20 protein-coding genes are annotated in these 22,434 nt (G+C 57.8%); 5 read left to right on the top strand and 15 right to left on the bottom strand.

Translation table 11 applies throughout. The annotated features are described in order from the left end of the window. Positions 1–85: 85 nt before the first annotated feature. The 10 genes from VFE46_13285 to VFE46_13240 form a co-directional block, all read right to left on the bottom strand. Positions 86–1,306 (bottom strand): aminotransferase class V-fold PLP-dependent enzyme, encoded by a 1,221-nt coding sequence (locus VFE46_13285; GenBank protein ID HZZ28968.1) that lies wholly within the window; start codon positions 1,304–1,306, stop codon positions 86–88. 206 nt (positions 1,307–1,512) lie between these two features. Further along, positions 1,513–2,499: a GTP 3',8-cyclase MoaA gene (moaA, locus tag VFE46_13280; protein HZZ28967.1), complete on the bottom strand. Its 987-nt coding sequence runs from the start codon at positions 2,497–2,499 to the stop codon at positions 1,513–1,515. A 28-nt stretch (positions 2,500–2,527) separates the two neighbouring features. Beyond that, positions 2,528–2,953: a molybdenum cofactor biosynthesis protein MoaE gene (locus VFE46_13275; GenBank protein ID HZZ28966.1), complete on the bottom strand. Its 426-nt coding sequence runs from the start codon at positions 2,951–2,953 to the stop codon at positions 2,528–2,530. Between the two features lie 106 nt (positions 2,954–3,059). Continuing rightward, entirely contained in the window at positions 3,060–3,305 is a 246-nt protein-coding gene (locus tag VFE46_13270) for a MoaD/ThiS family protein (GenBank protein HZZ28965.1), read from the bottom strand. After that, positions 3,302–6,418, bottom strand: a complete 3,117-nt coding sequence (locus VFE46_13265) for an anaerobic glycerol-3-phosphate dehydrogenase subunit C (protein ID HZZ28964.1) — start codon at positions 6,416–6,418, stop codon at positions 3,302–3,304. Before VFE46_13265 ends, VFE46_13270 begins: the two co-directional genes overlap by 4 nt. A gap of 30 nt (positions 6,419–6,448) precedes the next feature. Further along, a complete protein-coding gene (locus VFE46_13260) occupies positions 6,449–6,985 on the bottom strand; it encodes a hypothetical protein (GenBank protein ID HZZ28963.1) in 537 nt (178 codons plus the stop codon). Between the two features lie 108 nt (positions 6,986–7,093). Further along, positions 7,094–7,906, bottom strand: a complete 813-nt coding sequence (locus VFE46_13255; GenBank protein HZZ28962.1) for a hypothetical protein — start codon at positions 7,904–7,906, stop codon at positions 7,094–7,096. A 104-nt stretch (positions 7,907–8,010) separates the two neighbouring features. Beyond that, positions 8,011–8,568 carry a GTP cyclohydrolase I FolE gene (folE, locus tag VFE46_13250; protein HZZ28961.1) on the bottom strand — a complete coding sequence of 186 codons (558 nt, stop codon included), beginning with the start codon at positions 8,566–8,568 and terminating at the stop codon, positions 8,011–8,013. 178 nt (positions 8,569–8,746) lie between these two features. After that, complete coding sequence (locus VFE46_13245; GenBank protein HZZ28960.1) at positions 8,747–9,451, bottom strand: LON peptidase substrate-binding domain-containing protein; 705 nt, start codon at positions 9,449–9,451, stop codon at positions 8,747–8,749. A gap of 224 nt (positions 9,452–9,675) precedes the next feature. After that, positions 9,676–10,086, bottom strand: a complete 411-nt coding sequence (locus VFE46_13240; protein HZZ28959.1) for a DUF309 domain-containing protein — start codon at positions 10,084–10,086, stop codon at positions 9,676–9,678. A gap of 93 nt (positions 10,087–10,179) precedes the next feature. Between VFE46_13240 and VFE46_13235 the strand changes: the two genes are divergently transcribed. Both VFE46_13235 and VFE46_13230 read left to right on the top strand, forming a co-directional pair. Then, a complete protein-coding gene (locus VFE46_13235; GenBank protein ID HZZ28958.1) occupies positions 10,180–11,577 on the top strand; it encodes a class I adenylate-forming enzyme family protein in 1,398 nt (465 codons plus the stop codon). A 14-nt stretch (positions 11,578–11,591) separates the two neighbouring features. Beyond that, positions 11,592–12,335, top strand: a complete 744-nt coding sequence (locus VFE46_13230) for an SDR family oxidoreductase (GenBank protein HZZ28957.1) — start codon at positions 11,592–11,594, stop codon at positions 12,333–12,335. 179 nt (positions 12,336–12,514) lie between these two features. On the opposite strand, the gene VFE46_13225 is transcribed toward VFE46_13230, so the two are convergent. After that, positions 12,515–13,285: a Bax inhibitor-1 family protein gene (locus VFE46_13225; GenBank protein HZZ28956.1), complete on the bottom strand. Its 771-nt coding sequence runs from the start codon at positions 13,283–13,285 to the stop codon at positions 12,515–12,517. 298 nt (positions 13,286–13,583) lie between these two features. Between VFE46_13225 and nth the strand changes: the two genes are divergently transcribed. Both nth and dcd read left to right on the top strand, forming a co-directional pair. Then, positions 13,584–14,345, top strand: a complete 762-nt coding sequence (nth, locus tag VFE46_13220; GenBank protein ID HZZ28955.1) for an endonuclease III — start codon at positions 13,584–13,586, stop codon at positions 14,343–14,345. A 12-nt stretch (positions 14,346–14,357) separates the two neighbouring features. Beyond that, positions 14,358–14,933 (top strand): dCTP deaminase, encoded by a 576-nt coding sequence (gene dcd, locus VFE46_13215; protein HZZ28954.1) that lies wholly within the window; start codon positions 14,358–14,360, stop codon positions 14,931–14,933. 105 nt (positions 14,934–15,038) lie between these two features. Here dcd and VFE46_13210 read toward each other — a convergent pair whose 3' ends face one another. The 4 genes from VFE46_13210 to VFE46_13195 all read right to left on the bottom strand — a co-directional run bounded on the left by VFE46_13210 (position 15,039) and on the right by VFE46_13195 (position 21,232). Beyond that, positions 15,039–15,977, bottom strand: a complete 939-nt coding sequence (locus VFE46_13210) for a diguanylate cyclase (protein HZZ28953.1) — start codon at positions 15,975–15,977, stop codon at positions 15,039–15,041. Continuing rightward, positions 15,974–18,745, bottom strand: a complete 2,772-nt coding sequence (locus tag VFE46_13205; GenBank protein HZZ28952.1) for a response regulator — start codon at positions 18,743–18,745, stop codon at positions 15,974–15,976. Before VFE46_13205 ends, VFE46_13210 begins: the two co-directional genes overlap by 4 nt. 25 nt (positions 18,746–18,770) lie before the next feature. Further along, the gene (locus VFE46_13200; GenBank protein ID HZZ28951.1) at positions 18,771–19,421 is read right to left on the bottom strand and encodes a hypothetical protein; all 651 of its coding nucleotides are present in this window, start codon (positions 19,419–19,421) and stop codon (positions 18,771–18,773) included. A gap of 290 nt (positions 19,422–19,711) precedes the next feature. Continuing rightward, the gene (locus tag VFE46_13195) at positions 19,712–21,232 is read right to left on the bottom strand and encodes an AAA family ATPase (protein ID HZZ28950.1); all 1,521 of its coding nucleotides are present in this window, start codon (positions 21,230–21,232) and stop codon (positions 19,712–19,714) included. Positions 21,233–21,593: 361 nt separating this feature from the next. On the opposite strand from VFE46_13195, the gene VFE46_13190 reads away from it, so the two are divergent. Beyond that, positions 21,594–22,434: aconitase family protein (locus VFE46_13190; GenBank protein ID HZZ28949.1), on the top strand; the 841-nt coding region annotated here is incomplete at its 3' end.

Here is a 22,434-nt window from a genome sequence, read left to right as displayed (position 1 = left end):
CGAAAGGATGAATGCAGGTCGATGCTGCGTCAGGAAATCGTGAAAGATTCAACCAGGGAAGGATTCCGGAAAGCGAAACGGGCCGTTAATTTGCTCGGGCGAGTTGGGCGACGGCGCCAATGGCAATCTCAATTTCATGCGGCGTGGTGAACGGGCCCACGCTAAAGCGCACGGTTCCTCCGTTTTGCAGGGTGTTCATGGCTTGGTGAATTAACGGCGCACAATGCAATCCGGCGCGAACTTGCACGCCAAAATTGGCATCCAAGGCTGCCGCCGCTTCTTGCGGATCATAGCCGGCGATCGAGATGCTGACAACGCCCACCGCTGGCGGAGAGTCCATGGAAGTTCCCGCTTTCTCTGTGACCGCCATGTTGGCGGCTGGTGAACATGCCAGAGCGCTAATGCCGTGCAGGGTGACTCCGTGAATTTGGCGCAAACCATCGCGCAGCCGAGCGGTAAGCTGTTGTTCGTGCTGCCAGATGCTCTGTATGCCTTGCTGCTGTAGCCAGCGTAAGGCGGCCGCTAAGCCTACCAGGCCGGGAACGTTGTGATTTCCGGTTTCGAACTTGTCGGGGAGCGTTTCCGGCTGGCGATCTTCGTGGCTGCGGGTGCCGGTGCCGCCTTGGCGGATTGTCTGCAATTCGTTTTCCAACCCGGGTCGAATATACAAAAACCCTGTTCCCAACGGTCCCAATAAACCCTTGTGGGCCGGGGCAGCGAGCAAATCAGCATGGAGCTCATCGACCGCCACAGGCAAATGTCCCACCGTTTGTGCAGCGTCTACCAAAAATCGTGCGCCATGCTCACGAACCATGCGGCCAATTTCAGCGACAGGCTCAATCACGCCGGTGACATTGGAAGCATGGGTGGTGACCACCAGCCGAGTGTTGGTTCGCAGCGCGCGGCGAATTTCATCGGGATCGACCAGGCCGACCGAATTGCACGGCACCCGGGTGACTGCGATTTCACCTTGTGCTTCCAAGTATCGCAATGGGCGCAGCACAGAATTATGATCGGCGGCGGTGCAAATGGCGTGATCGCCGCGGCGGAGCAATCCATGAATTGCGAAATTTAAGGCTTCCGTGCCGTTGGTGGTGAAGATAATTTGTTGCGCGCTCGTAGCTCCAATCAGACGAGCTACCGCCATGCGAGCTGCCGAAATGGTTGCTTCGACTTCCATCGCTTGGGAATACCCGCTACGACCCGCGGGCGCGCCATTTTCCCGCAAATAATGTTCCACCGCGGCATACACCGCTCCCGGCTTGGGCCAACTGGTGGCAGCATTGTCGAGGTAAATGCGAGGCATCGGCTAATTTTCACCACGGAGACACGGAGACACCCAGCCGGCAAGAAATGGCCGCAAATGAACGCGTATGAACGCAAATGAAGATTGAGTCGGCAGAACAAAACATTTACCGTTGCCTGGTTCGGTGTTTGTCTTTCAGATTTGCGTTTGTTCGCATTTATTCGCGGCTAACCTTTGGTCTGGCCTTTTCGGCTTTTGCGATTCCTTTAGCCGCCGATTTGGTACATGGCACGCTGGGGCTGAACAAAATCGGGCGTGTCGATGCCGTGGCCTGGCTTCTTGGCTTGCACGCAGGCGGCCACTAAAGCGACCAATTCTTCGTCCCCCGCGCCGCGGCGCAGTAGCGCGCGGGCATCCCATTCAATTGTAGAGAACAAGCAGTTGCGCACTTGTCCCTCGGCGGTTAGCCGCAATCGATTGCAGGAACCACAAAACGGTTCCGACACGGGATTGATGAAGCCGACCCGGCCGCCTTCATCGACATAGCGAAAATCGGTGGCAGGCTGACTTGGATCGACCACCGGCAACGGCTCCAAATTGCCGACTTCACGCTCGATGATTTCGCGCACTTCCGCGCCGCTGAGTAATTGGTCGTGGTTCCAGTGATGTTCCGCATCCAGCGGCATGTATTCGATGAATCTCAATTCCAATTTCTGTTGCCGGGCAAAACAGGCCAGCGGCACAATTTCTTCCTCCGTGATGCCGCGAATGGAAACTGCATTCAACCGGATGTTGCGAAAGCCCGCCTGCTGAGCGGCGTAAATTCCATCCAGCACGCGCTGTAAACCCTTGCGACGAGCGATTTGCTGGAAGGCGGCTTCGGAAAGCGCATCCAAGCTGATGTTCAATCGCTGCAATCCGGCGGCACGCAGCGCGCCAGCTTGCTCCGTGAGCAGCAGGCCGTTGGTTGTCAGGGCAATATCGCGGATGCCCGGAACGGAGGCCAGCATTTTCACCAGCGTGGGCAATTCATTGCGCAGTAGCGGTTCGCCGCCGGTCAATCGCAATTTGTCGATTCCCAGCTTCACCAGCGCTTGGACAAACCGCGTAATTTCTTCGAAGGTGAGTAATTCTTCGCGCGGCAGAAACTGGACATTTTCCATCGGCATGCAATAAAAGCAGCGTAGATTGCAGCGATCGGTCACGCTGATGCGCAAGCTGTTATGAATTCGGCCGAAGGAATCAACGAGCATGGGAAGGGGAGTGGCTAGGGGCTAGGGATTAGGGATTAGGGGTTAGGGGTGGATGCACCCATTCGGCCGTTCCGTCGGACCAGTTTTCGCGCTTCCAAATGGGCACTTCGGTTTTGATGGTGTCGATCAGCCAACGAGCCGCAGCGAAAGCATCGCTGCGATGCGGCGTGCTTATGGCCACAGCAACGCTGGCTTCACCCGGCTGCAAGTGTCCCAGCCGATGAATCACGCAGCACTCGGTAATGGGCCAGCGTCGGCGAGCTTCGGCTTCAAGCTCCGCCAGCTTGCTCTCGGCCATTTCCGGATAGCATTCGTAATCGAGCGAAGCGGTGCGGCGGCCGCCGGTCATTTCCCGCGCCGTGCCTAGGAACAACACCACGGCTCCGGCTGCCGGCGATTGCACACGGTCCAGCAGGGCAGAAGTGTCAATGGTGTTTGGTGTGAGTTCGATCACGGCGGTCAAAACTGATTAGGTGTGTTATCGATTTGAAAGGGTGTGTTTTGAAAAGAACTCGATTTGTTTACAGGAGAAATGCTGAATTACCGCCCACAACTTCATTCTATCCGCCGCTGACGGGCGGGATACATGCTACCTGGGCGTCGGCCGGAATGGGTGTGGAATCGTCGGCGTAATTGGCATTTACGGCAAAGCGTAATTGTGGACCAAATTGAGCCAGGCCAGGCACCCGAGCCAACAGCGCTTGTCGCAAATCGGCCACGGTTGCCGGCAGGGGCACTTCAACTTCCAGGGAATCTGCCTGGGCCCATTGCCGCGCCACGGCGAAAAGTTGAACGCGAACTTTCACGTAACCACCAACTCCTCGGCGCGCTTAGTTAATAGTTGCGAAATTTCGGGCATCAATCCGTACGACAAAGCCAACAGCTTGAGCGGGTGAATCGTGGGCTTGGGCGTGCCTTGCTCCATTTGAATTTTGCAGCAACTGCATTCGGTGGCGCCGATTTGCAAGCCTGGATCCCGGAGGCGCGAAATCAATCCCCAGCCGGCGCGCAGGCTGGTGCGGTAATTTTCGCGTTTTAACCCCCACAGGCCGGCCATGCCGGAGCAGCCGCGATCGATGCATTGTACGCTCAACCCGGGAATTAGCTTAAGCAGGTTTTCGCTCGGCGAGCCAACCCCCAGTGCTCGAATGTGACACGGTTGATGGTAGCCGACGACCGTGTTCAGCGGCTTCAAATCGAGCTGCAGCAAGCCCTGCTGGTGCAATGCCCATAAGTAGGCGCAAGCGTCGCTGCTGTTGGCAGCGACGGCGCGGGCATCACCATCGTCAATGAGGTTCAAGTATTCGTGCGTCAAGCACAACGCCGTGGAGGGTTCGCTTGCGACAATGTGATAACCTTGGCGGACCGCTTCGGCCAGCAAATGCAAGTTGTGCATGGCCAACCGCCGGGCGGGGCCCAGCGATCCCATGGTAATTAAACCCATGCCGCTGGGCTTTTGGTCGGGATGAACATAAACGGCGACGCCATTATGCTCCATCACCGCGACCAAAGCGTCGGCCAGTTGCGGATCGTGATAGTTCGCATAAGTGTCGACAAAATACAAAACTTTGCGGCCTGTGCGGCGGGTAGGGCGTGTCAGGCGGCGGCGAGCGGCTCGGCGCGCGAAGCTGCGCCGCGCAAATTGCGGGAGCTTGCGCCCTTGAGCAATGCCCAGTGTTTTTTCCATGACCCAGCGAGCCGGCCGATTGCTGATGGCCCAATTTGCCAAGAGGCTGAATTTACTTCCCCACTTGCTAAGCTTGTCGAACCGCGCCAGCAGCCATTCGCCGGGCCGCAGGCCGTTGGCGTCGATGTACATAGCCTTGGCCTCGATCATCAATTTGGGAATATCGATGCCGGCCGGGCATTCCAAGCGGCATTGGTGGCAGTTCACGCATAAATCGGCAACAGCCTTGTATTCCTCGCTGTGGTCGGTATCGGCATCCAGCCGGCCGTCGAAAATGGCGCGCAGCAAATTAGCCTTGGCGCGCGGCGAAGCCTCCTCGGCAGGCAATACGCGGAAAATTGGACACATCCGCACGTCCGGAAGCTGCGAGCGGCAAGCGCCGCAGCCGTTGCAGCGCTGGGCTTCGTCCAGGAGTTGCTGGCGATTCCAGTTCAAATGCAATTCGACCAAGCGAGGCGTGGCCGGCGAATCGGCGGGAGCCTTGGAGGGCGCCGGCGCGGCTGTGCCCTCGGCCGACAGGCCCGCTTTTTCTGGCTTCGCAGCCGTCGCAGCCGTGGCGGCCATGGCTCCATTGCCGCCGGCTAAATTTCCGACGGGGCGAAGATTGCGCGTGATGGACACCGGCTCGTCGGTCACAATTTTTCCGGGATTGAGAATTCCCAGCGGATCGAACGCGGCCTTCAGCTCTCGAAATACGTCGTACAAGGCGCCATACTGCTGGCGCACAAACGGCGTGCGGCTGTAGCCGTCGCCATGCTCGCCGCTGATCGTTCCCCCCACGGCCAGTACTTCGGCATACAATTCCGCGGCCAGCGTTTCCATTTTTTGCACGTCTTCGGGGCTGGCCAAGTCGATGAATGGTCGCAGATGCAACTGCCCGTGTCCGACATGGCCATACAGCGACGCGGTGACTTGTTGCCGTTTCAGAGTGTTTTGCAGCCGCACCAAAAACTCGGGCAGTTGCGCCGGCGGCACCGCCACGTCTTCCACAATGGGCACCGGCCGCACGCTTCCTTTTAAGCGGTGCAGCGTCGGCACCACGCGGCGAGCAAGCTGCCAATATAAATCGACCTCGGCGTAATCGAACGCTTGCCGAGCATCAAAGGCCAATTGGGTTTTGCGGCGCACCCGATCGACGGTGGCTGTCAACCGTTGGCGAACCAGCGCCGCATCATCGCCGGAGTATTCCACCAAGAGCAACGCTTCCGCCGCGGCCGGAATGAGAACCTCGTATTCCGGGCTGGTCTCGCGCGCCAAGCTCAAATGACGCCGATCCAATAGATCGCAAGCACTCGGCTCGAACGGCAAAATCTCCTGCACAGCCAGCGCCGCGTTTTCCAAGCGATCGAAGAACAACATCGCGGCGCCGCGGGCCGTGGGCAGCGGTTGGGTGGCCAAGGTCGCTTCGGTCACCAGGGCCAACGTCCCCTCGGAGCCGCATAACAAGCGCGCCAAATGCAAATGCGTGGGGCTTAACACATCGGTCAATTGATAACCACACCTGTTGACCAGCGATTTCGACTGACGCGCGGCAATCGATGGTGAATTGCGCTGGAGAAGCTCGGACACCTTTTGCACGAGTTCCTGCCGGCGTAATTCCACAGGACTAAGCGGTTCCGCCGTTGCTACTGACGCTCCGTTGCCACTTTGATCAGCGGCTGGCGCGCTGGCTGGGGCGGCATGGTCGATCAATTCTTCCCGGCCCAACTCCATCACCGTGCCGTCGGCCAGCGCCACTTGCAGACTCACGACGTGTTGCCGTGCCGAACCGTATTTCGGCCAGTAGCTGCCGGAGGCATCAACGGCAATGACGCTGCCCATGGTGGTGACGTTGCTGTTGGCCGGATCGGGCCCAAAAATGCGCTCGAAAGCGCGCAAATGCTGATTCAATAGCGCCAGCACCACGCCGGGCTGCACGCGCACCGTTTCGCTTTCTGTGCGAATGATTCGCCGCATGTAGCGCGAGAAATCGACGACAATTCCAGTTCCCAGCGATTCGCCGGCCAGGCCCGTGCCCGTCCCTCGAGCGTGAATTGCAATGCGCTGCTGGGCGGCATATTTCACCACGGCCGAAACATCGGCCGTATTGCGTGGGCGAACAACGGCCAGCGGCTTCAACTCGTACAAGCTGGCGTCACTGGCAAAGAGTTGCAGAAACACGTCGTCACAGCGCACGTCGCCGGCGACCAGGCCGCGCAAATCTTCTTGAATTCTTTGGCGTTGCGGATCCATGTCGCTGTGTGCTGGCCTGTCTGGCTGGGGCTAAACGTGCGCCTCCGCTGATTTTCCTGCGCCCGGCGCTGGGTTGCCTGCCGGTTGCGATCGGCGGGCCGCTTCCTGCTGTTGGGCCCAGCGTATTTTCTGCTGCCGGTAGCGCTCGTGCGTTTCTAAATTGAACGCTGCATGCTGATCGACATCGGCCGTTCCCCGATACATGGCGCCGCAGCGATAGCACATCAGCGCGTTGGGCACAAACACATACAAAATCACGTCGACCAAGGCCGTGGCGAACAATATGGCGAACGTCCAATACAGCATGCTGTAGGCCCAGGCCACGCAACTGCCCAATAAGCCGAGGGTGACAATGGCCACGCCCAATTGCTGCGGAAAATCTTTACGGACAAATAAATCGGCGCTGGGGCAAGCCAGGCAGCGATGCACGCCGCCGTGTTCGTCGATCGCGCCGGCCGGAATTTGCAGCGATTGGCCGCAGTGCGTGCAAGTCAAGGCGGTTGTGCCCGGGGCAATTTCCGCTGAATAGGCCGTCTCGCACTTCGGGCAGGGGAAAGTAACGTTCATCGAAAAAGGGGACAGGGGTGCGGGGGTAGGGCGTAGAGGAAGATTTCCATTGCTGGTCTTGTTCGTGTAACCCTACCCTCTACTCTCGAATCCCTAATCCCTTACTCATCATAGAGGATAACCCGTGCCGGCGGACAGTAGCAGGCTGGTCAATTCTCCTAGAAACGTGGCTAAAACCGCCACATACAAAATTCCTGTGCAGCTTTGAGTGTTGGGAATTTTGAGAGTTTCCCACGCCATCCACGTGAGCGCCGTCGTGCCCAGTATTCCGGCGGTCCAGCGCAACACCAGCAACCACGTTTGCACCGTGGAAAGTTCCTGGCCTTGCCACAGCATCAGCAGCATTGCCGTCAGACAAACCGCAGCTCGCGCCACGGCGGCGATGGCCATCAGCTTGAGCAATTTTTTCAAGGGAGCAATTTCCATCGTCGGCGAGTTGAGATACCAATGCCCCAGAAACATTGCCGCCAGTGTGCCGCCGACAAGCAAGCCAGCCGTCAGTGGATCGAGGAAGAAGGAAATAAAAAGTCGCAGTATAAAATGCGAAAACATGCCGGGCACTAAAAAAAATACGTTTTGGTACGATTGAACGTATCCACTTTGTTGCACTTGTAGGTCCGAACAAGCGCCGACGAACGAAAAATACAAAATCAGCACTAATAATGTTGTTCCCAGCTTCGGCTTTTCATAGAGCCACGCGGCGGCACATAAATAACTTGCTACGGCAGCAACAATCGGCGGGGCCAGCAATAATTGCGATTGGTCAGCCAGCGCCGCCAAGACCGCCAGCACATTCAAGCCCAGCAGCACGTAGGCATGGTTGCGAAAGTAACCGCTGGTAACTTTTTTGGGCGACGTAATCGCCATGGCAAAAGCCAAGCCCAGCGACAGCCGGAGAACAAATTGGCTAAGAATGAGCATGGAAGGCAGAAGGCTGAAGGCAGAAGCGGGGGAGGCACAAAGCAGCCAGCAGAACGGGAAGGTGAATTCAGTCTGCCTTCTGCTTTCTACCTTCTGCCTTTAAATCAGCGCCGTTCGCCGTAAATCAGCGTCATCACTTCGGAGCGGCTGGACAAATTGGAGCGAAACACGCCCTTCATCGCCGACGTTACGCACACGCTGCCCGGCTTGCGGACTCCGCGAATGGTCATGCACGTGTGCGTGGCCTCAATGACCACGGCCACCCCCTTGGCATCCAATTCCTCGACCAGCAGGTTCGCAATATCTTCGGTCATGCGCTCCTGCACCTGCGGCCGCTTGGAAACCACTTCCACTACGCGGGCCAGCTTGCTCAAGCCAATCACGCGGCCATTGGGAATGTACGCCACATGCGCTTGCCCCATGAACGGCAGCATATGGTGCTCGCACACGCTGTTGAAAGCGATGTCGCGGATCAGCACCACTTCGTCGTATTCCTGCGTGAAGAATTTTTGCAAATGGGCCCGGGGATTTTCGTGCAGTCCGCTGAACAGCTCCGCGTACATGCGCGCCACCCGGGCGGGTGTTTCGCGGAGCCCTTCTCGATCGGGGTCTTCCCCCACGGCGGCCAGGATTTCGCGCACGGCGTGTTCGATCCGTCGCATGTCGACATGCCGGGACGCAAGCGAGGTAGATTCCTCGTCTTCTTCCAATGCCATTGTGCTGTTAAAGATGTCGGAATCGGTTGAGCGTGGAGGCATAGGTGGAAAATGTAAAGGGAGGTTCGAGAAATGTTAGAAGGAACGACAGAATTGATTACACGGTAGTTGGAACGCTCCGAATTCAATTGCTGCTAAACGCAGGAGGGAAATCACGGTCCCGCGACATGTACCCCGGAGTCGATTTCTTCCCCTTGGTCAAACACTCTAATAGTAGCAAGGCACGCAAATCGGGAAGAGGCTGGGCCAACAATTCGGCCTTAATTTTTTGATCTAAATTCAGCGTATAAGCCACAATATCGGTCAACATTCCCAAATTGATTTGGTCGGTCAAAAATGGCTCCAACTGCGATTGCGAAACCGGCAACTTGGGAAGCATGCGGCGAAAAGCCGCCACCAGTCGGCGCTGCAAGCCGCTGCGGCGCGAAGCGTTTTCCGCCGGATACACGTCGTCCAAAAGCGTTACCTCGGCTTCACGAAACAATTTGGCCGGCGGCAGTTCGCGGGCAATTTTGATCCGCTTGATGCCCCAGACTAGCACATTGTACGTTCCCTCCTCCGTTTTATGCTGCGTGGCCACCCGGCACAAGCAAGCGACCGGATGCACCGGCGGCCGGCCTTCATAATCGGCTTCCCATCCGGGAGACAATTGTGCCAGGGCAAACAGCATGTCGTCGGCCAGCGCCTCCTCAAGCATCGCCCGATAGCGTGGCTCGAAAACATGCAGCGCCTGCATGACGTGCGGAAACATCACCAAATTGGGCAGCGGAAACAACCGCGCCGTGCCGCTAAACGTTTCCGGTGAGAATGAGAGTTCTTCGGATGACATGATTCAAGAACTTTATTTTACCACGGAGACACGGAGGCACGGAGCGGTAAATGTCTAATTTCAAATGACGAATAACGAAAGAATGACGAATGGCCAAGCACCAATGGCTAAGGAAAGCCGCCGTGTTTGGTCATTGGGATTTGGTCATTCGACATTCATTCGGCATTCGTCCATTAGTCCTTCGTCCTTTCCCTCTCCGTGCCTCTGCGTCTCTGTGGTGAATTCTATGCCGGCGGTGGGTTCAAGTGAATTTCCGGAATCAATTCCGGGTTCAAGTCAATCTTTGGAAACTCCTCCGCGTTGCACACAGCTACTTCCGCGAAGCACTGCTGGAATTGGCCCAAAAATGTTTCCAAATCCAGCCCGATGTGCTTCGGCCGGTAGGGATTCAAGTATCCGCACGTGCTGTGATACAGTTTCTTTGCGCCGCGGATGTTGCCGTTGCCAAAATGGAACAGGGCCACCGCCGCCTGAATTAACCCCTGAAAAAATTTGCGCGACGGACCGCGATAATCGGTCCACAACTCCTCCCAAGATTCGTGGCTCTCGAAGAAATCGCACGCGTTGAAGTGCGCAATGCCCTCCAAGTATAATGGATGGTAATTGCTTTCGTCGTCGGCCGGATGCTCGACCATGAGGGCGACCTGCTAAAGGCTGGCGCGGGCGCAGCGTGCTTATCTATTCATCATAAGCATTTGTTCCGATTTCGACAGAGGCGCAACCGCCCGATGGCATCAACCCATTTACCGTCGCTCCGGACAGCGCTATTTGCCCAACGGATTTCCCCGGCGCTGAAAGCACAGGCCGCTATCGTCACCGGCGACGCGCGCTGGACCTGGGAAGATTTGAAGTCCTTAACCACTCAAGCCTCGCAGGAATTTTCCGCCTTGCGCGGCGCGCGTATCGGGCTGGTGCACCGTGGAGATGGGCTCAGTTGGGCCGCGTTGACGGCGCTGGATGAGCTACGGGCGGACGTATTTTTGCTGAACCCGGCGCTGGCAACCGAAGCGCAGCGTCAGCTCGTCCAGGAATTTCGCTGGGCGGCAATTATTTCTGGCTTCGATAGCCAACCGTTTGAAAACGCGGCCGCCGGCAGCGGGGAAAGTTCCGTTATCATTCTCACTTCAGGCACGTCAGGACGCCCCAAAGCCGTGCGACACAACTGGGCCAGCTTAAGCCGGCCCGTGCGATTGGCCGCCGCCGCGGAGCCGCCCGTCTGGCTGCAATCGTATTTGCCGAATTTGTACGCCGGCATTCAAGTGTCGCTGCAATGCTTATTGAACGGCGGAACGTTGGTGTCTCCTCATCCGGATGCCGATGTGGACGAAATTATCGACATGCTGCTGCGCGAGCGTGTGGAATTTGCCTCGGCCACGCCGTCGTATTGGCGGCGGTTGCTGTTGTTCGGCGATACAGGCAAGCTGCAATCGGCGCCGCTAAAGCAAATTACGCTGGGCGGCGAAGCCATCGACCAGCACGTGCTCGACCTGCTCAGGGCTACGCTGCCCAACACGCGGATTGTCCACATTTATGCCACGTCCGAATTGGGCCGCTGCTTTTCCGTAACCGACGGCAAGGCAGGATTTCCTGCCGGGTGGGTTGGTTCGACAACCGCCGACGGCGTGGAGCTGAAAATCGAAGACGACGAGCTGCTGGTCCGATCGCCCAACGCCATGCTAGGCTATGATAGGCCCAGCGATGATAGACACGGCGACGATAAGCCCAGCGATGATCGTTCGCGGCCTGCAAGCGCAGGGCGAAACGAGTGGATTGCCACGGGCGATTTGGTGCGGCGCAGCGGCGATCGCTATGTGTTTGTCGGGCGGCGGAGCGATGTCATTAACGTTGGCGGAAACAAGGTTTATCCGCAAGAAGTGGAGCCTGTGTTGCGGGCGGTTCCCGGCGTGGCCGACGTGCGAGTGTATGCCCGGCAATCGTCGCTGGTAGGACAGTTGGTCGCGGCCCAAATTGTGCCGGCCAGGCTGGAAGAAGCGGAAGCGGTGAAGGCCAAAGTAATGGAAGCGGCCCTCGAAAAGCTAGCGCCGCATCAACGGCCGCGCGTGATTGAACTGGTGGAGCGAATCGAACTTTCGGCCGCAGGAAAAGTTGTGCGCACCGCAACGTGAATGGATAAAAATTTGTGAGCACCATCGGCGAAGGAAAAAATCGGCACATCATGGTCAGCGGCGGCAGTCGCGGACTGGGGCAAGCCTTGGTCGAAGATTTGCTCGCGGCCGGCTACAATGTCAGCACGTTCAGCCGCAAACCATCCAAGTTCACCGATGCGCAAGCGTCAAATAACAACTTCTTTTTTTCCACGGCCGACGTGGCCGATGGCGCTACGCTGCCGGCTTTTGTAGAAGCCGCGGAAGGCCGATTCGGCATTCCTTACGGGCTGGTCAACTGCGCCGGAGTGGCCATCGACGGCGTGTTGGCCACAACGCCAGAAGAGAAAATCCAGCGCGTGGTGCAAATTAACTTGATCGGCGCGCTGTCGCTGACCCGAGCGGTCGTCCGGCGGATGCTGCTAGGGACCGGCGGCGGTTCGATTGTAAATATTTCGTCGATTATCGGCCTGCGGGGTTACAGCGGGCTGTCGGCTTATGCAGCGACGAAGGGGGGCTTGGACGCCATGACCCGCTCGCTGGCCCGGGAATTGGGGGAGCGGCAAATTCGAGTGAATTCCGTCGCGCCGGGCTATGTGGAAACGGAAATGACGCACGGCCTGAGCCAGGAACAGCTCGATCGAATTACCCGCCGCACGCCGCTGGGTCGCTTAGCGCAGCCCACCGACGTGGCCGGCGCCGTGCGATTCTTGCTTTCGGATCAGGCGCAGTTCATCACGGGCCAAACACTGGCCGTCGATGGCGGCATTACCGTCTGAGTGGAGTCACGCTTTTCTACCGGCCGAAATAGTAACGCGTGCCATGCCCACGGCTCTGTGTGGGCATGGAAACTCACAGAGAATCCAGGCATGGCCACTCAAAGCAGTGGCCATGGCACACGTCTTAGTAATGACGGTTATTGGATTGAGGCAAAGCTGGAGATGATCGAGCTGCGCTTCTAACGCCGCTGCATCGACATCACCAGCCGTAAAATGTACCAGAACAGCAGCGCTACCGAGGCAAACAGTGCCAGCGAAGCGGCCACGTGTTGCCCAATGCGATAATGATACAGCACGTTGGACGTGTCGTACAAAATGTAACCGCTGGCCAGCACAATCATGGCGACGGTAAACAAGTTGCCCATGTTAAACCCGAACAAAGCGCCGCAAGCAATAAAACCCAGCGCGGCAAATCCGCCCACAAACAATGCCGTGCGCAGGAAGGAGAAATCGTGCCCCGTGGCAAACACGGCCACCGTCAGGCCGGCAAACATGATTAATGTAATCAACCCGGCCGTGGGAATGACATTGGCGCCGCCGAATTGGGGCGTCGACGCAATAAATAATAGCGGTGCGAAAATGATCGATTCCGCAACCACGTACAGGCCCAGCCCGGCATATTGCATTCCGACCGAGGTCGACGACATGGCCCAGTAATTCGCCAACCAGGCCACGCCCATGAACAACAACAACACGATGAGCCACCCACCGCGGCCGTTGCCCATCATCATTCCCGCCAGACTTTCAGCCAGGGTGCTATCTTGTCCCGCTTGTCCCGTATTGATGTGAAAATAAGCAAACTCCAGCGCGCAGAAAGCCAGCACGGCGCCCAGCAGGTGCAAATATGTTTTCTTGATGAAATCGGCGCGCTCGTTCAGTTCGGCGCGGGCGGCTACGTTACCCCAAACGGAAGATTGCGAAATTTGATTTGGATTGTCGCCGAAGCTCATGGCGGATTCATTTGACGGATGAAGGGACGGGTGACTTGCGCAAAATCTGGATGTATCGCGGGTGATCGCTGCGCTGAAATAGCGCTTGCAAATCCATCATAAACCTATCCCTCCCGTGGCGTAGTGTCAAGCTGGATTTAGCCCTAACTTGGCTATCCGCTTGACACTTTTCGTTACTGGCCGCACAATCGCCAAAGCCTTAAGTCGTAGACCCAAGCGGCGCCGTGGAAGGAACTCTGCGGCCTCACCGGGCGCTAGATTACTTCGATACTTGATTCTCCGCGCAGGAATACCAGGCATGGCTGTCGCCAGCGCACAGGACGCGAAACGTCGGGCCGCAAAAATCGCCAAGCTGCTGGCGGCGGAGTACGCAAGCGCCAAGTGTGCTTTGAACTTTTCCACTCCGCTGGAATTGCTGATCGCCACCATTCTTTCTGCGCAGTGCACTGACGTGCGGGTGAATATGGTCACGCCCGTGCTGTTCAAAAAATATCCCACCGCGGCGGCGTTGGCAGCGGCGAATCGGACGGACCTGGAAAAGACAATTCAAAGCACCGGCTTTTTTCGCAACAAGGCCAAAAGCATTCAAGAGTGCTGCCGCAAGCTGGTGGAGGAGCACAACAGCAAAGTTCCGCAATCGCTGGAGGAATTGGTGAAATTGCCTGGCGTGGGGCGCAAAACGGCCAATGTGGTGCTGGGCACAGCATATGGAATTGCTTCTGGCGTGGTGGTCGATACCCACGTCAGCCGGCTTGCTCATCGCCTAGGTTTGACGAAACACTCCGACGCGGTGAAAATTGAGCGCGACCTGATGCCGCTGTTGCCCGAGGGCCAGTGGATTGATTTCAGCCATCGGCTGATTCATCATGGGCGTCGAATTTGCACGGCCCGTAAGCCCCGGTGCGAGGATTGCGTGCTGAACGTGGTTTGCCCGAAAATTGGAGTCAAAAAGCAGGCCGCCGGCGGCCGGGTAGTTTCCTCCCGGGGATTGCGCGTCGGCGGAGCGAAAGCCAGTACGTCCGCCAGGGGAACTGCATCTGGCCGTGGACGGCGCAGCTAAGCGAGGAACGCCATGATTCTGACGGGCAACGAAATTCGCCAGCAATTGGGCGGGAACATCGTGATCGATCCGTTCAATGCGCGAAATCTTAACCCCAACAGCTACAACCTGGCGTTGCATCACGAATTGATGACGTACGAGGAAGTGGTGCTCGACATGCGCAAGGCCAACCGGGTGCGGCGCATCGAAATTCCAGAAGAAGGGCTGATTCTTAGCCCGAACCAACTGTATTTGGGCCGCACGGTGGAGCGGACCGAAACGCACAATTTAGTGCCCATGATTGAAGGGCGCTCCAGCGTGGGCCGGCTGGGGCTGTTTGTGCACGTTACGGCGGGCTTTGGCGACGTTGGGTTTTGCGGCTACTGGACGCTGGAGATGTTTGCCGTGCAGCCGGTGCGAATTTATCCGCGCGTGCCGATCTGCCAAATTTTTTATCACCAGGTGTGCGGTGAAATTACGGAATACCAAAGCGACAAATATCAGCACAACCGCGACATTCAGCCGAGCCTGTTATTCAAAGAGCTCAATCCGGAAGAGCAGCGCGATCCGCAGCTCAAGCTGGAATTTGGGATGGAGCGCTCGCACTAAGGAATGCTCGCATTAAACGGGCGATTGTAGCCCGCGGCCCACAGCATCCGGATCGGAAGGCGTGGCCTTCCGGCGATGTAGAAAACTTCGTCACACGGTCAGCTGTTAACTGCAACTGGCGGCGCTGAAATCTTCGCTATTGGCGAATTCCACCCGGTTGCGGCCGTTGTTTTTGGCCTGATACAACGCCGCGTCGGCGGCGCGGATCAGGCTGACCGCGTCGGTGGTTTGATCGGGACACGCCACGGCCACGCCCAAACTGGCCGTCACACCGACCGGACCGCGTGGCGTTTCGATGGCAATTTGCTCAATGGCCACGCGCATCCGCTCGGCGTGACTAAGGGCATTCATGCTGTCGCAGCCGGGCAATACCAAAATGAATTCTTCGCCGCCGAAGCGCCCCACCGCATCGTAGCGGCGGGTGCAACCTTGCATGGCCTTGGCTGCGGAACGGAGCGCTTCGTCGCCAATTAAATGGCCATAGTCGTCGTTGATTAGCTTGAAGCGATCCAAGTCGACCAGCACCACGCCAATCGATCCACCGTGTCGCTGCTGGCGAGCCAGCTCATTGGCCAGCATTTCGAACGTCGCTGCCCGATTCCACAGGCCGGTAAGGGCATCGTGCGTGGCCTGGTCGCGGAGGGTTTCGCGGGCCGCGATGAGCTGCTCCTGCAAATACAAAATGCGCTTGCCCGTTCGCAGGCGGACTTGCAACTCTCGGGCATCGTACGGCTTAATGACATAATCATCGGCGCCGGCGTCGAGCCCTTCAATCACGTCGTATTTGGTGTTTTTGCCCGTGAGGAGCAAAATGTACGTGTACGGCTCGGAGCGGAGTTGGCGAATTTCGCGGCAGATTTGCACGCCATCGAGGCCGGGCATTAGCCAGTCGAGAATGGCGAGCTTGGGCGCATCGACTTCCTGGAGAATGCGAAAGGCTTCCAGGCCGTCGCAGGCGACAACCACTTCGTATCCCCAGCGGCGCAGCGTGCTTTCCAGAAGTTTTCTGGAGACGGCTTCATCATCGGCAACAAGAACTTTCACGCGCATGTCTCCTGCGTCCAGCGAGTTAGTTCGAACTGGAGCCGATCGAGCTCGGCTTTCAAATCCGAGAGCGATTGCTTGGCGCCGTTCAAGTCGCCGCTGCGGCCTTGCTTTTCCAGATTCAGCGCGGCTGCAGCGCCGCCATCGGCGCTAAGATTTTGCAAAGCCCCTTTCAACGTGTGGGCGGCGCGCTGAATGGTGGGGGCATCTTGGCGATCCACGCCGGCTTCAATTTCGGTCACCAACCGCGGCGAGCTTTCCAAGTACAGGCCGATCATTTCCTCCAGCAAGGTGGTGTCGTTTTCGACCCGCTCCAGCAGGGCGGTAAAATTGATCGCTGGCAAAATTGTGGCGGCCCTTGCGGCGGCTCCCGACGCTGCAGTTGGCGTTGCAGACGATTGCTTGACCGAGAATGTTTCCTGATCTGCCAAATTATTCGCGGGCTGCGTCGACGTGGCGGCGGTGGTTCGTTTCGACATAAGTTCCTCAATGGTGGCCAATAATTCCTTGGGATTGACAGGCTTGGAAATGTAACCATCCATGCCGGCTTGCAAGCAGCATTCTCGGTCCCCTTTCATCGCCCGGGCGGTCATGGCGACGATGGGTAAATGCCGGCCGGTGCTTGGTTCCAGGGCCCGAATGGCGGCGGTCGCGGCGAAGCCGTCCATTTCCGGCATCTGCAAATCCATGAGCACCAAATCAAAGCGTTGCACTTTAACCGCCTGCAGGGCTTCCAGGCCATTTTCGACCGCCATGACCGTGTGGCCGCGCTTCTCCAAAATGCCGCTTGCCACCCGTTGATTGACGGGATTATCTTCCGCCAGCAGAATGTTCCAGCGCGACGCCGCGGCGGCGGGCGCTTGGCCATTGGCCGCGGAGGCTGGCGGTGGATTCAATTTAGGATCTGCCTGGATTGGATCCAGCAACAGCAGGATCGCATCGAGCAGTTCGGACTGTTTGATGGGCTTGGTCAAATACGCAGCCACGCCCAATTTGCGGCAAGTTTGCATGTCGGTGTGTTGCGCGGCCGAAGACAGCATCATTAAAATTGTTTCCTTCAGCCGAGGATTGGCTTTGATCCGCTCGACCAGCATGAAGCCGTCCATCGCCGGCATTTGGGCATCGAGCAGCACCATCGAAAACGGCTGTCCGCGGTCCATGGCCCGGTCCAGTGCGGCCAGGGCTTCGGGGCCTCCGGGAACCAGCGTGGCCTGCATGCCCCAACGGTGCAGCACCTCGGCCAAAATGCGGCGGTTCGTTTCGTTGTCGTCGACCACCAGCACCCGCACGTTTTTCAACGGGCCGGTGGAGCGGGCCGTGTTTTGCAGCGCCGCATCGCGATCGAAATTGAAGTTGGCGGTGAAATGAAATGTGCTGCCGCGCGCCAGCTCGCTTTCGATCCAAATTCGGCCCTGCATTAAGCCAATCAGCTTGGACGAAATGGCTAATCCTAAGCCGGTGCCGCCATACGTGCGGGTGGTCGAGGTATCCGCTTGCTCGAACGCTCTGAAAATAACGTCTTGCTTTTCTGGCGAAATGCCAATGCCCGTATCGGTGACGCTGAACTGCAGTTGCACCGATTGATCGTTCCGCGCGGCCACTTCCACCTGCACGATGACTTCGCCTTGCTTGGTGAATTTAATGGCGTTGCCGATTAAATTCACGAGCACTTGTCGCAAGCGGCCCGGATCGCCGACCATGTGCTCCGGCACGTCGGCTCCCACGCGGCAAGCCAGTTCCAAGCCCTTCTGATGCGCCCGCAACCCCAGCGTTTTGCAGGTGTTGCCCATGAGGTCGGGTAAATTAAAGCTGAGTTGCTCCATGTGCAGCTTGCCGGCCTCGATTTTGGAGAAATCGAGAATGTCGTTGATGACGGTCAGCAAAGAGTCGGCGCAGGATTTAACGGTATCTAAATATTCGCGTTGGCCGGCGCTCAGTTGGGTGTCGAGCGCCAACTCCGTCATGCCGACAATGCCGTTGAGCGGCGTGCGGATTTCGTGGCTCATGTTGGCCAGGAATTCGCTTTTGGCGCGGCTGGCAGCTTCGGCGGCTTCCTTGGCGTGCATTAATTCCGATTGGTTGGACCGCAGCTCGGCCGTGCGTTCAGTCACGGTTTGCTCGATCCGCATGTTCGTGGATTTCAATTCCGCCGTGCGGATCGCCATTTCGTGCATCTCGCACGTGCTTTGATAAATCGCGCGGATTAAAATCACGTCTTCAAACAGCACCCAACTGGCGTGCTCCAGGGTGCGAAACCAACTAGCGCTCAGCACGCCATACACCGATTCGGGCCAAAAAATTCCGCGTAGCAGGTGATCGGTGGCCACGACCACCGTGGCGGTCACCAGCACTTTCCAGTCGCGATAAACGGCCAAGAACGCCAGCGAGCCGAACACGTGAAAGTGCGTTTCAATCCGTCCGCCCGTCAGGTGAATCAGCAAGGCCGAGGTCAACATTTGGGCCGCGGCAATCACGTGCCGCGTGAAAACCTTGCCCGGACAAGTCATCGCCAGCAGCACGGGGAAGGCAGTAATCATTCCGCCCACGATCACCGCCGCCCAAACATGAATGTGCACCTGGCTGAGCGGGCCTGACCAGGCGCGCGGCGAGAGCCAGCAGGCCGCGGCGATGCTGGCGATATACTGCAGCAGCATCAGCGCGGCAAACAATCGATCGGTTCGCACATAGATTTGCTGCTGGTGGGCGGCAAACAATTCCGCCGCGCCAGCTTGAATTTCGGCATCGAGTTGGGCAGCTTTTGATTTCATGCTCGGATTCATTCCAACCAGGCTTTCACGGCGATGTACCGGAATTGATAATTGGGCAACCAAAGACTGGCGTTTGCCGGCAGCCGGAATCGCCGTGATTCACAAATTCTTGGATGGCGGTTTCGCCGGCATTGTCTCCTTCGTGGCCGCGCGCTCCGGTAATTCCGCCGCTAAACAAGAGTTTTCCGTGCGCATCGTACAAGAGCGTTTGGCCGGACGTGAAAATGTGAAAGCCGTTGGCAACGGCGCCATCCGGATCGCTGATCACATGCGCCCCCGGCAATGCCGATGCGCTCCGCCACAAATCGCTTTGCTCCCAGTTGTCTGGCATTTCGGTCGGCTTGTAAAAAACAATCCACACACTGACCGGCCGCTCGCAATTTCGCAACATCCGTTCCAGCTCCGACAAGCTGGCCCGCGTGCAGGGACAGTGCGGATGCACGAACATCACCAGCGTTGCCCCTTGGGGGTTTAATTCCAGGCCGGCTTGGGCGGGCCAATTTTTGGGCGGATCGCTGGCCGAACCGGGCGTGGCGGAATACACGGCCAAAAAACACAGCCCGGCGGCGACCGCTACCGACCACAAGACCGCCAGAACAACGGGCCAGTGATAGCGCGGATGGCGACCGGCGGCTTTTTCAATCGCAGAACTTTCGGTTTCGATGGTCTTGCTCATGCGCGGCCCGGCTGGGTGAAAAATCGTACGGACGCCGATGGCAACTCATGGCGGAGGGCCGCAGGGAACGCCCTGTGCACTATGGCGCAGCACCGTGTGCCCAATCCGCGTCCTTCAATTCATAGCTTGCCAAACGCGCACTGCCGGCGCGGCCAACTGCTTAAACGGAACGAATGGCACGATCGGCCTAAAGCCCTACCGCCAGCGGGAACCCGCACCCTCGCCTACCCCGCGTTTTTGCATGTGCAAGCTTCAGGCAGCGCGCGGAAGATAAAGCGGGCCAGCGGGAGTTACATCACCGCGAAGTAATTCTCCACGGCGAAATCGAAGTACTCGTTCGACAACGTCAACGGCAGATCGTGGAACGAGCAGTAATTGCGCACTTGCAACAGCAGGTCGCGCGGCTGGCAACAGCGGAAAGGCCGCTGCTGCTGTTTGTAGTGCTTTTCCAGCACGTAGTTGACCGTTTCCTCGCGATATTCAAAGCCCATTCGCGGGCACATCAGCTTGAACAACTCACGGAATTCATCTTCCGTCGGATCAACAACTTCAATTTTGTAAGGAATGCGCCGCAGAAAGGCGTCGTCGACCAGGTCCTTCGGCTCCAGGTTGGTCGAAAAGATAATCAACTGATCGAACGGCACTTGAATTTTCTTGCCGCTGGCCAGGTTTAAATAATCGTAGCGCTTTTCCAGCGGCATAATCCAGCGATTCAATAATTCATCGATGCTCATGCGCTGGCGGCCAAAATCGTCGATGACCAGCGTGCCGCAATTGCTTTTCATTTGCATGGGCGCTTCGCTGATGCCCGTGGCGGTGTTGAGCGTAACCTCCAGGTTGTCCATCGTCAGCTCGCCGCCGACGACAATGGTTGGCCGGCGAATGCGAATCCAGCGGGAGTCAATTTTTTTGTTGTTGAGCAACCCCTGCTGATTTTCCAGCGGGGCCACTTCGTGGTTGCTGGGGTCGTACAGCCGAATGATTTCCCCATCCACGCCAATGGAGCGCGGAATCCAAATGTACTGTCCAAAAGCTTTGGTAATGCGTTCGGCAATGCTGGTTTTGCCGTTGCCTGCCGCGCCGTACAGGAACAGCCCGCGGCCGGAATTGATGGCCGGTCCCAGCCGCCCCATCATTTTTTGGCTGATCAGCAAGTCGTCAAAGGCTTCCCGTAAGCTTTGCACCGTGGGACGTTGCCGCATGAGCGATTGCGCCTGGACGCTGGCCACGTAATGCTTCAAATGGACCGGCGCCGAGCCGAAGTACGTGCAATGCTCCGACAGCCGCCGGGCCCGTTCGCGTCCCAATTCCGCCAATTGGAATTGATAATCGTTCATCGCGGCCGACCCGCGATGAAACACCAACTGGTCTTGCTTCAATTGGCGCAGCAGTTCTTCAATCAGCGCGAACGGCAGCTTGAGTTGTTCGGCAATATCGCGCCCCGCGGCATCGCCCCGGGAGAGCAGAAATTTTAAAACCAGCGCTTCCACTTCGCTTTCCGAGAGCATTGCTTCGTGGTACGAAGTGGGTTCCAGCGGCACGAAATCTTCGCCCGCCGCCGGATTGGCGGCAGACGAGGCGGCCGTGCTTTGCTCGGCGGTTTGTCCCGTGAGGTCTGCGATGCGCCCCAGCAGCTGATTGAGCTTTTCCTGCCGCTGCTGATTCACTTGCGCGGCCGCCGCAGATTTGGCTCGGGTATGATCGGGCGTCGTGGCTTCAACGGCAGCCCAAGAATCGGCCCCGGCATGCTCGCCCGCGGACTTGGTAAGCCGGCTGAGCAATTCCTGCACGGTAGAAGAACGATCGGCCATGGAGCGGATTCCTCTTGTAAATAGTGGCGCGGAAACGCCACGACTGCGGACCAAGGGAAATTACTTGCACTTCGAGCCAGCCACCCGCTCCTGACTAGGATGTGACAAGCCCAGCAGCGTATGAAATCTAGGTTCCGGTTGGCGGCCGTCAAACCGGCGGAACGGGTCTGCCAAAGCGAGCGTCACAGAGTAGCGATTATGGCGAAAATACAATGGATAATTGGCTTGGTTTTTGCCATCGGCTGCCCCCCAGACACCACTTCCGAAAACCGCTAGAATGCCGGAAGAGCAGTGGGATTTTCCCCAACCTTACCCCCCGCTAGCTCTCTTTCCCCGCGTAAATTAATCCTGGTGCAAAGCTATGAGCCCCGCCCCACGGTCTGCTGATCCCTTTGGAGCAAAAACCACGTTGAACACCGGCAGCGGCACGGCGCTGTTGTACCGCTTGTCGAAACTGGAAGACGCCGGCCTCGGGAGCATTTCGGCGTTGCCGTTTTTCATCCGCATTTTGCTGGAAGCCGTGCTTCGCAATTGCGATGGCTATTCGGTGACCGAAGCCGACGTGAAAAATCTGGCCGCCTGGAACGCCGAAAAGCCCGCGGAGTTGGAAATACCCTTCAAGCCCGCCCGCGTGGTGCTGCAAGATTTTACCGGAGTGCCCTGCGTGGTCGATTTGGCGGCCATGCGCAGCGCCATGCAGAGGTTAGGCGGCGATCCTAAAAAAATCAATCCGTTGGTGCCGGTCGATTTGGTCATCGACCATTCCATTCAGGTCGATTATTTCGGGGCTGCCAACGCGCTGGATTTGAATGTCGATTTGGAATTTGCCCGCAACCAGGAGCGCTACGAGTTCCTCCGCTGGGGACAAAAGGCGTTCAACAATTTTCGGGTCGTGCCGCCGAACATTGGAATTGTGCATCAGGTGAATTTGGAATATTTGGCCAAGGTGGCCTTCGTGCGCAAAATTGACGGCGAAGATGTCGCCCTGCCCGATTCGCTGGTCGGCACCGATAGCCACACCACAATGATCAACGGCTTAGGCGTGGTAGGCTGGGGCGTGGGGGGCATCGAGGCCGAAGCCAACATGCTGGGCCAGCCCTTGTACATGCTCATGCCGGAAGTCATCGGCTTCGAGATCACGGGCGAAATGCAGCCGACGATTACCGCGACCGACCTGGTCCTGACCGTTACGCAAATTCTGC

Source organism: Pirellulales bacterium, assembly GCA_035656635.1.
Taxonomy (GTDB): domain Bacteria; phylum Planctomycetota; class Planctomycetia; order Pirellulales; family JADZDJ01; genus DATJYL01.
Note: the sequence above shows the minus strand (reverse complement) of the source record. Positions and strands in the feature narration are given on the sequence as shown.